Genomic DNA, 10,516 nt, shown 5'->3' with positions numbered 1-10,516 from the left:
AAAAGAAAACGCCCAGTTGACTTTATCAACTGGGCGCCTCTTGCTGTAAGAGCCTGACGATGTCCTACTTTCACACGGGAATCCGCACTATCATCGGCGCTAAGTCGTTTCACTGTCCTGTTCGGGATGGGAAGGAGTGGTACCAACTTGCTATGGTCATCAGGCATAACTTTTTGATCGATTGTTCAAGGAACAACCCATCGAATTCATAGAGCAAATCAGCTTTTATTTAATGTCTTGCACTCTTGCGAGTGCAGTATTTTGAATGCGTCATCTGGCATAACAACCTTGAATCTAATCAAAGTTATAGGGTCAAGTCGCACGAGCAATTAGTATCAGTTAGCTTAACGCATTACTGCGCTTCCACACCTGACCTATCAACGTCCTGGTCTTGAACGACTCTTTAGGGGGCTCAAGGCCCCGGCAGATCTAATCTTGAAACGAGTTTCCCGCTTAGATGCTTTCAGCGGTTATCTCTTCCGAACTTAGCTACCCGGCAATGCCACTGGCGTGACAACCGGTACACCAGAGGTTCGTCCACTCCGGTCCTCTCGTACTAGGAGCAGGCTTCCTCAAATCTGCAGCGCCCACGGAAGATAGGGACCAAACTGTCTCACGACGTTTTAAACCCAGCTCACGTACCTCTTTAAATGGCGAACAGCCATACCCTTGGGACCGGCTACAGCCCCAGGATGAGATGAGCCGACATCGAGGTGCCAAACACCGCCGTCGATATGAACTCTTGGGCGGTATCAGCCTGTTATCCCCAGAGTACCTTTTATCCGTTGAGCGATGGCCCTTCCATACAGAACCACCGGATCACTATGTCCTGCTTTCGCATCTGCTCGACTTGTCAGTCTCGCAGTTAAGCACGCTTATGCCATTGCACTATTATCACGATGTCCGACCGTAACTAGCGTACCTTCGAACTCCTCCGTTACACTTTGGGAGGAGACCGCCCCAGTCAAACTGCCTACCATGCACTGTCCCCGATCCAGATAATGGACCTAGGTTAGAACCTCAAACACACCAGGGTGGTATTTCAACGTTGGCTCCACCCGATCTAGCGACCGGGCTTCAAAGCCTCCCACCTATCCTACACAGATCTGTTCAAAGTCCAATACAAAGCTACAGTAAAGGTTCATGGGGTCTTTCCGTCTTTCCGCGGGGAGATTGCATCATCACAAACATTTCAACTTCGCTGAGTCTCAGGAGGAGACAGTGTGGCCATCGTTACGCCATTCGTGCAGGTCGGAACTTACCCGACAAGGAATTTCGCTACCTTAGGACCGTTATAGTTACGGCCGCCGTTTACTGGGACTTCAATCAAGAGCTTGCACCCCATCATTTAATCTTCCAGCACCGGGCAGGCGTCACACCCTATACGTCGACTTTCGTCTTAGCAGAGTGCTGTGTTTTTAATAAACAGTCGCAGCCACCGATTTTTTGCAACCTCATTGGGCTCCCCAAGTAAATGGTTCACCTACTAAAGGCACACCTTCTTCCGAAGTTACGGTGTCAATTTGCCGAGTTCCTTCTCCTGAGTTCTCTCAAGCGCCTTAGAATACTCATCTCGCGCACCAGTGTCGGTTTGCGGTACGGTCGTGTGTAGCTGAAGCTTAGTGGCTTTTCCTGGAAGCAGGGTATCACTCACTTCGTCTGCAAGCAGACTCGTTATCACCCCTCATCTAAGCCCGGCGGATTTACCTACCAGGCACGACTACAGGCTTGAACCAACATATCCAACAGTTGGCTGAGCTAACCTTCTCCGTCCCCACATCGCACTACACATCGGTACAGGAATATTGACCTGTTTCCCATCAGCTACGCATCTCTGCCTCGCCTTAGGGGCCGACTCACTCTACGCCGATGAACGTTGCGTAGAAAACCTTGCGCTTACGGCGAGGGGGCTTTTCACCCCCTTTAACGCTACTCATGTCAGCATTCGCACTTCTGATACCTCCAGCAGGGTTTACACCACCACCTTCACAGGCTTACAGAACGCTCTCCTACCACTTGCAATAAATTGCAAATCCGCAGCTTCGGTAACTGGCTTAGCCCCGTTACATCTTCCGCGCAGGACGACTCGATCAGTGAGCTATTACGCTTTCTTTAAATGATGGCTGCTTCTAAGCCAACATCCTGACTGTTATAGCCTTCCCACTTCGTTTCCCACTTAGCCAATTTTAGGGACCTTAGCTGGCGGTCTGGGTTGTTTCCCTCTTGAGTCCGGACGTTAGCACCCGGTGCTCTGTCTCCCAAGCTGTACTCGTCGGTATTCGGAGTTTGCATTGGTTTGGTAAGTCGCCATGACCCCCTAGCCAAAACAGTGCTCTACCCCCGACGGTAATACTTGAGGCACTACCTAAATAGTTTTCGGAGAGAACCAGCTATTTCCAAGTTTGTTTAGCCTTTCACCCCTATCCACAGCTCATCCCCTAGTTTTGCAACACTAGTGGGTTCGGACCTCCAGTGCATGTTACTGCACCTTCATCCTGGCCATGGATAGATCACTTGGTTTCGGGTCTACACCCAGCGACTGAATCGCCCTATTCGGACTCGGTTTCCCTACGCCTTCCCTATTCGGTTAAGCTTGCCACTGAATGTAAGTCGCTGACCCATTATACAAAAGGTACGCAGTCACCCCTTGCGAGGCTCCTACTTTTTGTAAGCACACGGTTTCAGGATCTATTTCACTCCCCTCCCGGGGTTCTTTTCGCCTTTCCCTCACGGTACTAGTTCACTATCGGTCAATGATGAGTATTTAGCCTTGGAGGATGGTCCCCCCATATTCAGACAGGATTTCTCGTGTCCCGCCCTACTTTTCGTTAGCTTAGTATCACAAGTTTCTTTTTGCATACGGGACTATCACCCACTATGGTCAGCCTTTCCAGACTGCTTTGCTAAGAATCTTGCTATCACTAACAGGCTTCTCCGATTTCGCTCGCCACTACTTTCGGAATCTCGGTTGATGTCTTTTCCTCGAGCTACTGAGATGTTTCAGTTCACCCGGTTCGCCTCGCATAGCTATGTATTCACTATGCGATACCTTTGCAGGTGGGTTTCCCCATTCAGAAATCTCCGGATCAAAGCTAATTTGCCAGCTCCCCGAAGCTTATCGCAGGCTATCACGTCTTTCGTCGCCTATCATTGCCAAGGCATCCACCATGTGCTCTTATTCACTTGACCCTATAACTTTGATTTCTCAAAGAGATATACAAGGAATGATGTCTGGTCTTTCACCAAACGCGTTATGCCGTAATCTTCAAACGTGAAGTCTGAAGTTCATTTTGACGCAATCAAAAATCTATTAAATGTCGCTAGCGGCACGGTCTGCACTAAACCTTTACGAATGTGCAGTTTCCGCTAGCAACGCTGATTTAACTCTATGAATTTTTAAAGAACAGCCAATAATTGAAATGAATCAATTAACACAAAACATCCTCAAAGAAGATGCTTTGCATTAACCAAGTACGTTAGATAAGTTTTTGGTGGAGGATGACGGGATCGAACCGACGACCCCCTGCTTGCAAAGCAGGTGCTCTCCCAGCTGAGCTAATCCCCCAGGATTCAATACCGCTTCAAACCTGATTTGGTGGGTCTGGTTGGACTCGAACCAACGACCCCCGCCTTATCAAGACGGTGCTCTAACCAGCTGAGCTACAGACCCCCTGAATTCACTAAAGAACCTGAAGGCAGCACCAATTAGATTGATGACCAATGCTGTTGTTTAAGACAACAGCCGATAAGAATGGGCGTAAGAATTTGATTGCATATTTCCAGAAAGGAGGTGATCCAGCCGCACCTTCCGATACGGCTACCTTGTTACGACTTCACCCCAGTCACGAACCCTGCCGTGGTAATCGCCCTCCTTGCGGTTAGGCTAACTACTTCTGGCAGAACCCGCTCCCATGGTGTGACGGGCGGTGTGTACAAGACCCGGGAACGTATTCACCGCGACATTCTGATCCGCGATTACTAGCGATTCCGACTTCACGCAGTCGAGTTGCAGACTGCGATCCGGACTACGAATGGTTTTATGGGATTAGCTCCCCCTCGCGGGTTGGCGACCCTCTGTACCATCCATTGTATGACGTGTGTAGCCCTACCTATAAGGGCCATGAGGACTTGACGTCATCCCCACCTTCCTCCGGTTTGTCACCGGCAGTCTCATTAGAGTGCCCAACTAAATGTAGCAACTAATGACAAGGGTTGCGCTCGTTGCGGGACTTAACCCAACATCTCACGACACGAGCTGACGACAGCCATGCAGCACCTGTGTTACGGTTCTCTTTCGAGCACCAAGCCATCTCTGGCGAGTTCCGTACATGTCAAAGGTAGGTAAGGTTTTTCGCGTTGCATCGAATTAAACCACATCATCCACCGCTTGTGCGGGTCCCCGTCAATTCCTTTGAGTTTCAACCTTGCGGCCGTACTCCCCAGGCGGTCAACTTCACGCGTTAGCTTCGTTACTGAGTACTAATGCACCCAACAACCAGTTGACATCGTTTAGGGCGTGGACTACCAGGGTATCTAATCCTGTTTGCTCCCCACGCTTTCGTGCATGAGCGTCAGTACAGGTCCAGGGGATTGCCTTCGCCATCGGTGTTCCTCCGCATATCTACGCATTTCACTGCTACACGCGGAATTCCATCCCCCTCTACCGTACTCTAGCTCTACAGTCACAAATGCCATTCCCAGGTTGAGCCCGGGGATTTCACATCTGTCTTATAGAACCGCCTGCGCACGCTTTACGCCCAGTAATTCCGATTAACGCTCGCACCCTACGTATTACCGCGGCTGCTGGCACGTAGTTAGCCGGTGCTTATTCTTACGGTACCGTCATGGGCCCCCTTTATTAGAAAGAGCCTTTTCGTTCCGTACAAAAGCAGTTTACAACCCGAAGGCCTTCTTCCTGCACGCGGCATTGCTGGATCAGGCTTTCGCCCATTGTCCAAAATTCCCCACTGCTGCCTCCCGTAGGAGTCTGGGCCGTGTCTCAGTCCCAGTGTGGCTGGTCGTTCTCTCAAACCAGCTACAGATCGTCGGCTTGGTGAGCTTTTACCTCACCAACAACCTAATCTGATATCAGCCGCTCCAATCGCGCGAGGTTCTTGCGAATCCCCCGCTTTCATCCTTAGATCGTATGCGGTATTAGCGTAAATTTCTCTACGTTATCCCCCACGACTGGGCACGTTCCGATATATTACTCACCCGTTCGCCACTCTCGAGTATTGCTACTCTACCGTTCGACTTGCATGTGTGCGTTTAAGGTCAGAAGACCTGGCTGATCAGCTTTCACTGACTTCGCCTGGCAATCGCCTTCAAACGCCCATACTTATCGGCTGTAAATTTTTAATGATCCTGACTACTTTCGTCGCCGCTTTCGCCGCTTCGTTTTCGCCGTTAGCTGTAATCAGCTGAGCCTCAAATTATATACCGGATTTTTCATCACAGTCAAACTTTTTTGAAGCTTTTTTTCTCTGCCTTCTGACTGGAGCCGCCTTTGGCGATTCGCTGTTTCATCAGTAGAGCCATCGACTATAGCACCGTTTTCTGGGGGTTGCGAGAAAAGATGTTGAAAAACGCACCGTGAGCCCCTGCCGTCACACCCTCACCACCCACCATCGCGTGCCGCCACGCTGGTCAAGACTGGAGATCCAGCGGCAGGGACCGCGACCTCGTTCCGGTCAGTGCAAACAGGGCGTTGGCCACAGCGGGCGCGAGCGGCGGCACGCCCGGTTCACCGACACCGCCGGGTGGCCGTGTACTGGACACCAGATGGGTCTGCACCAGCGGCGCCTGCGCCAGCTGCAGCATCGGGTAGTCGGGGAAGTTCCCCTGTTGCACGACCCCGTCGTGGATGTCCACCTTGCCGTACAGGGCGGCCGTCAACGCAAACACGACGGCGCTTTCCATTTGCTGGGCAACGATGCCGGGGTTGACCACGGTACCGCAATCAATCGCACACACCACCCGGTGCACCCGCGGCTGGCCATGGACCAGCGAGACCTCCGCCACCTGCGCCACGATGGAGCCAAAAGATTCATGCAGGGCGATGCCCCTGGCCCGCCCCGGGGGCAATTTCCCACCCCAGCCGGCCTGGCTCGCCGCCAGTTCCAGCACGGCCAGGTAGCGCGGCGCCTCCCTGAGCAGTTGCCGGCGCAGGGCCAGCGGGTCCTGCTGCACCGCAAACGCCAGCTCGTCGATAAAACATTCCGAGAAAAAGGCATTGTGCGAATGCCCCACGGAGCGCCAGAAGCCCACCGGAACGCCATGACGGGTGGCCACATGCGACATGTGCTGATGGGCAAAGCCGTAAGGCAGGTCAAACAGGCCCTCCGCCGTGGTTTTGTCGGGCGTATCGACCGGGCCGGCCAGCATGGGCGCACCGCGTTCCAGCCAGCGCGGACTGATGGCGTCGCCGGCCGACCGGATGCGCAGGCTGACGGGCTGGCCCTGGGCGTCGATCGCCGCGACCAGCCTGGCCAAATGCATGGGCCGGTAAAAGTCGTGGGTGGTGTCTTCTTCCCGGGACCAGATCAGCTGCACCGGGCGGCCGCCACACTCCAGGGCCACCCGGACCGCCTGGGCGATGTAGTCCACCTCCAGCCGGCGGCCAAAACCGCCGCCCAACAGCGTGACGGTGACGCTGACATCTTGCTCCGCCACGCCAGCCACCCGCGCCGCGATCGCCGCCCCCATTTGCGGCACCTGGGTCGGCACCCAGAGAAACACCTTGCCGTCCCTGACCTGGGCCGTGCAGTTCATGGGTTCCAGCGCGGCGTGCGCCAGGTAGGGCGCGCGGTACAGCGCCTCCAGCTTGCGGACGGCGCCCGCCTCGGCCTGGGCCACCGCCCCCTTCTCGTAAAAGGTGAAGCCCTCTCCACTGTCCTGCCCATCTTGCCCGTCTCGCCCGTCTTCCCCCAGCAGCGCAGCTTCCAGCGCGCGCTCGATCCGGCGCGAGTCGAGCGCGCCGGCCGGACGCTGCTGCCAGTCCACCGGCACCGCCTGCGCCGCCTGCTGGCATTGCCACCAGCTTTCCCCCACGACGGCAAAGCCCGCGGTGGAACCGGCGTAAGGGGGCAGGCGCACCAGACGCTCCACCCCGGACATGGCCAGCGCCGCGTTCACATCGATAGCCCCCGGTGCACCGCCCAGCATCGGACACAGGCGGATCGCCGCGTAAAGCATGCCGGGCAAACGCACATCGAGCCCAAAGCGGGCCGTGCCATCGACCTTGGCGGGAATGTCCTTGCGCGCCGCGTTACGGCCAATCACCTTCCAGTCCTCGCGCGCCTTGAGTGTCACGCTGCCCGGCGGCGTGGCGGCGGCAAAACGGGCCAGCTCACCGTAATGCGCGGATTTGCCCGACGGGTGCGAAATCACGCCGTCACTGACCGTGAACTCGGCCACCGGCAGGCGCCACTGCAGCGAAGCCGCCCCCAGCAGGGAGGCGCGCGCCGTGGCGGCCGCGGTGCGCAGCACCAGCCAGGCGTCGGCCACACTGCTCGACCCGCCGGTGGCATTGATGCCCAGCTCACGCGCCAGCTTGCGCACCACCCATTCGCCCGCCCTGACCTTGAGCGGGCGTTCTTCAAGTTCGAAGGGATGAAAAGGCAGGCCGGCGACCAGCATCGCCACATTGCCGTAAATGCTGTCAGCGCCGGCCTGCTCGAGATGGACACGCGACAGCGGCACATCCAGCTCTTCGGCCACCAGCATGGGCAGGGCCGTGTGAACGCCCTGACCCATCTCGCTGCGTGCCATGGCCAGCACCACCGAACCGTCGGCGGTGATCTTGATCCAGCCGTTGAGCGCCACCGCCCCGTCGGCCGGCGGCCAAAGCCGGCCGGACCCGGTGCGCGAGCGCGGTGGCAGCGCCCCCCAGCCCACAATCAGGGCACCGGCGGCGCCCGCCGCACTGAGCAGCCAGGTCCGCCTTTTCATGAACGCTTCTTCGCCGGCACCCGGGCCACGCCCATGCCCGCAGCCCGTTTGATCGCCAGGCGGACGCGCTGGTAGGTTCCGCAACGGCAAATATTGGTCATGGCCGCATCAATGTCGGCGTCGGTCGGTTTCGGCGTCTTTTCAAGCAGGGCCGCCGCCGCCATCAACATGCCGGACTGGCAATAGCCGCATTGCGGCACCTGTTCAGCGATCCAGGCCTGCTGCAGCGCGTGCGGCCTGGCGGACGTACCCAGCGCCTCGATGGTCTGGATGCGCTTGCCGGCCAGGGTGGCCACGGGGGTGACACAGGCCCGCACCGCCCGCCCGTCCACCCGCACGGTGCAGGCACCGCAGGCCGCCACCCCGCAGCCGAACTTGGTGCCCGTCATGTTGAGCAGGTCGCGCAGCACCCACAACAAGGGCATGGCCGGGTCGGCATCCACCTGCACGGCCTGGCCGTTGATTTGTAGTTCCATAAAACGTCCGGTGGTCGCGGGCTGGCCCGGTGCAAGCAGCGGCCCGCCGCTGCTGTCCCTTGCACTATAGCCATCCGGCCCGCATCTCCCAAAGCCCGAAAACCAGCATGCGAAATGGCGCACCCGGATAATCCCTGACAACATGGCATTAATTACACTTCTTGACGCTCAACTCGCTTTTGGGCACGTCGCACTGCTGGACCACGCAGATTTTTCGCTGGAACCGAACCAGCGCATTGGCCTGATCGGCCGCAACGGCACGGGCAAGTCCTCCCTGCTCAAAATCCTTGCGGGCCTGGAAAAACCCGATGACGGCACCTTGCAGCTGCAGCAGAACCTGCGCATCGCCTACGTGCCGCAGGAGCCCAGCCTCGACCCGCACGCTACTGTTTTCATAGCTGCCAGCGCAGGACTGGCAAGGACCCGACACGTGGTAGAGCTGTACCTGGCGGCCGACGAACACACCGACCTGGACGCCCTGCAGTCGGAAATCGAGGCGCTCGACGGCTGGAACTGGGAGCAGCGCGTGGAGGAAACCCTGCACCGCCTGCACCTGGACAAGGACGCCATCGTCGGCTCGCTGTCGGGCGGCACCAAAAAGCGCGTGGCGCTGGCCCAGGCGCTGGTCGCCAAGCCCGACGTGCTGCTGCTCGACGAGCCGACCAACCACCTGGACCTCGATTCGATCGCCTGGCTCGAGGAATTGCTGGTCAACTTCAACGGCAGCATCATCACCATCACCCATGACCGGGCCTTTCTGGACCAGGTCGCGACCGTGATCGTCGAGCTGGACCGCGGCAAGCTGCTGAGTTACCCCGGCAACTTCGCCCAGTACCTGCTGCAAAAGGAAGAGCAGATGGCGCAGGAAGCCGTCATCAACGCCAAGGCCGACAAGCTGCTGGCGCAGGAAGAGGTGTGGATCCGCAAGGGCGTGGAAGCGCGCCGCACCCGCAGTGTGGCGCGCATCGGCCGGCTCGAAGCCCTGCGCGACAACCGCTCGGCGCGGCGCGATGCGGTGGGCCGCGTCAACCTCGACGTCTCCAGCGGCGACAAGAGCGGCAAGATCGTGGCCGAACTGACCCATGTGACGAAAAGTTTTGGCCACCCGGGGGCCTCCAAAATCATCGTCAACGGTTTCAGCGCGACCCTGCTGCGCGGCGACAAGGTGGGCCTGCTGGGCCCCAACGGCGCCGGCAAAAGCACGCTGCTCAAGCTGATTCTGGGCGAGTTGCAGCCCGATGTGACCCTGCCCCCGGGCAAGGTGCGCCAGGGCGCGAACCTGCAGGTGGCCTACTTCGACCAGATGCGCGATGCGCTGGACCTGGACGCGACGCTGGAAGACTTCATCAGCCCCGGCAGCGAGTGGGTCGAGATCAATGGCCAGAAAAAACACGTCAAGAGTTACCTGACCGACTTCCTGTTCAGCCCTGAACGCGCCCGCTCCCCGGTGCGCAGCCTGAGCGGCGGCGAACGCAACCGCCTGCTGCTGGCGCGCCTGTTTGCCCGGCCGGCCAATGTGCTGGTGCTCGACGAGCCGACCAACGACCTGGACATCGACACGCTGGAACTGCTGGAAGACCTGCTGCAGAACTACGAGGGCACGGTCTTTCTGGTCAGCCACGACCGGCGTTTTCTCGACAACGTGGTCACCAGCACGATTGCCTACGAGGGCACGCCCGACAACCCGGGCTTCTGGCGCGAGTACGAGGGCGGCGTGACGGACTGGATCACCCAGTCGAAACGGGCGGCGCAGCTGACCGGCGGCGGCAAGACCCCGGCCGCTGCCTCCAGCGCCAAAACCACAAGCAAAAACACACCCGAGCCCAATAAGGATGGGCGCGAGCAGCTATCAAAAAAGAAGCTAAGCTACAAGGAGCAGCGTGAACTCGACGGCTTGCCGGCGCAGATCCAGCAGCTGGAGTCGCAGCAGAAGGCGATCGAGCAGGAGCTGTTTGACGGCACGCTGTACACGACCAATGCCAAACGCGCGGCCGAACTGAACGCCCGCAACACGAAAATCGAGGAAGAACTGATGGCGGCGTTGCAGCGCTGGGAGATCCTGTCCAGTTAGTGGGGGGCACCCCTCGGGG

At 57.9% G+C, this 10,516-nt stretch carries 3 protein-coding genes, 2 tRNA genes and 3 rRNA genes; 1 reads left to right on the top strand and 7 read right to left on the bottom strand.

The window, feature by feature from the left end; genetic code table 11:
* Window positions 1–51: 51 nt before the first annotated feature.
* The 7 genes from rrf to B7G53_RS18630 form a co-directional block, all read right to left on the bottom strand.
* Window positions 52–164, bottom strand: a 5S ribosomal RNA gene (gene rrf, locus B7G53_RS18660).
* Between the two features lie 144 nt (window positions 165–308).
* Window positions 309–3,189, bottom strand: a 23S ribosomal RNA gene (locus tag B7G53_RS18655).
* A 300-nt stretch (window positions 3,190–3,489) separates the two neighbouring features.
* A tRNA-Ala gene (locus B7G53_RS18650) sits at window positions 3,490–3,565 on the bottom strand.
* A 28-nt stretch (window positions 3,566–3,593) separates the two neighbouring features.
* A tRNA-Ile gene (locus B7G53_RS18645) sits at window positions 3,594–3,670 on the bottom strand.
* Window positions 3,671–3,783: 113 nt separating this feature from the next.
* Window positions 3,784–5,305 (bottom strand): 16S ribosomal RNA (locus B7G53_RS18640).
* Together the 16S, 23S and 5S rRNA genes with 2 tRNA genes alongside form the textbook arrangement of a ribosomal RNA operon.
* A 341-nt stretch (window positions 5,306–5,646) precedes the next feature.
* Window positions 5,647–7,950, bottom strand: a complete 2,304-nt coding sequence (locus tag B7G53_RS18635; protein WP_096670479.1) for a molybdopterin cofactor-binding domain-containing protein — start codon at window positions 7,948–7,950, stop codon at window positions 5,647–5,649.
* Window positions 7,947–8,426, bottom strand: a complete 480-nt coding sequence (locus B7G53_RS18630) for a (2Fe-2S)-binding protein (RefSeq protein ID WP_096670477.1) — start codon at window positions 8,424–8,426, stop codon at window positions 7,947–7,949. The genes B7G53_RS18635 and B7G53_RS18630 overlap by 4 nt, the downstream gene beginning before the upstream one ends.
* Window positions 8,427–8,568: 142 nt before the next feature.
* On the opposite strand from B7G53_RS18630, the gene B7G53_RS18625 reads away from it, so the two are divergent.
* Window positions 8,569–10,497: an ATP-binding cassette domain-containing protein gene (locus B7G53_RS18625; RefSeq protein ID WP_096670475.1), complete on the top strand. Its 1,929-nt coding sequence runs from the start codon at window positions 8,569–8,571 to the stop codon at window positions 10,495–10,497.
* The last annotated feature ends 19 nt before the right edge of the window (window positions 10,498–10,516 follow it).

Source organism: Polaromonas sp. AET17H-212, from assembly GCF_002379085.1.
In the GTDB taxonomy this organism is placed as follows: Bacteria; Pseudomonadota; Gammaproteobacteria; order Burkholderiales; family Burkholderiaceae_C; genus Polaromonas.
The sequence above is the reverse complement of the archived record's forward strand: the minus strand, read 5'-3'. Positions and strand labels throughout refer to the sequence as shown.

What these genes read in the sequence shown, in the direction of transcription:
- B7G53_RS18635 (WP_096670479.1), bottom strand. Translation starts at nt 7,950, where the DNA reads ATGAAAAGGCGGACCTGGCTGCTCAGTGCGGCGGGCGCCGCCGGTGCC.
- B7G53_RS18630 (WP_096670477.1), bottom strand. Translation starts at nt 8,426, where the DNA reads ATGGAACTACAAATCAACGGCCAGGCCGTGCAGGTGGATGCCGACCCG.
- B7G53_RS18625 (WP_096670475.1), top strand. Translation starts at nt 8,569, where the DNA reads ATGGCATTAATTACACTTCTTGACGCTCAACTCGCTTTTGGGCACGTC.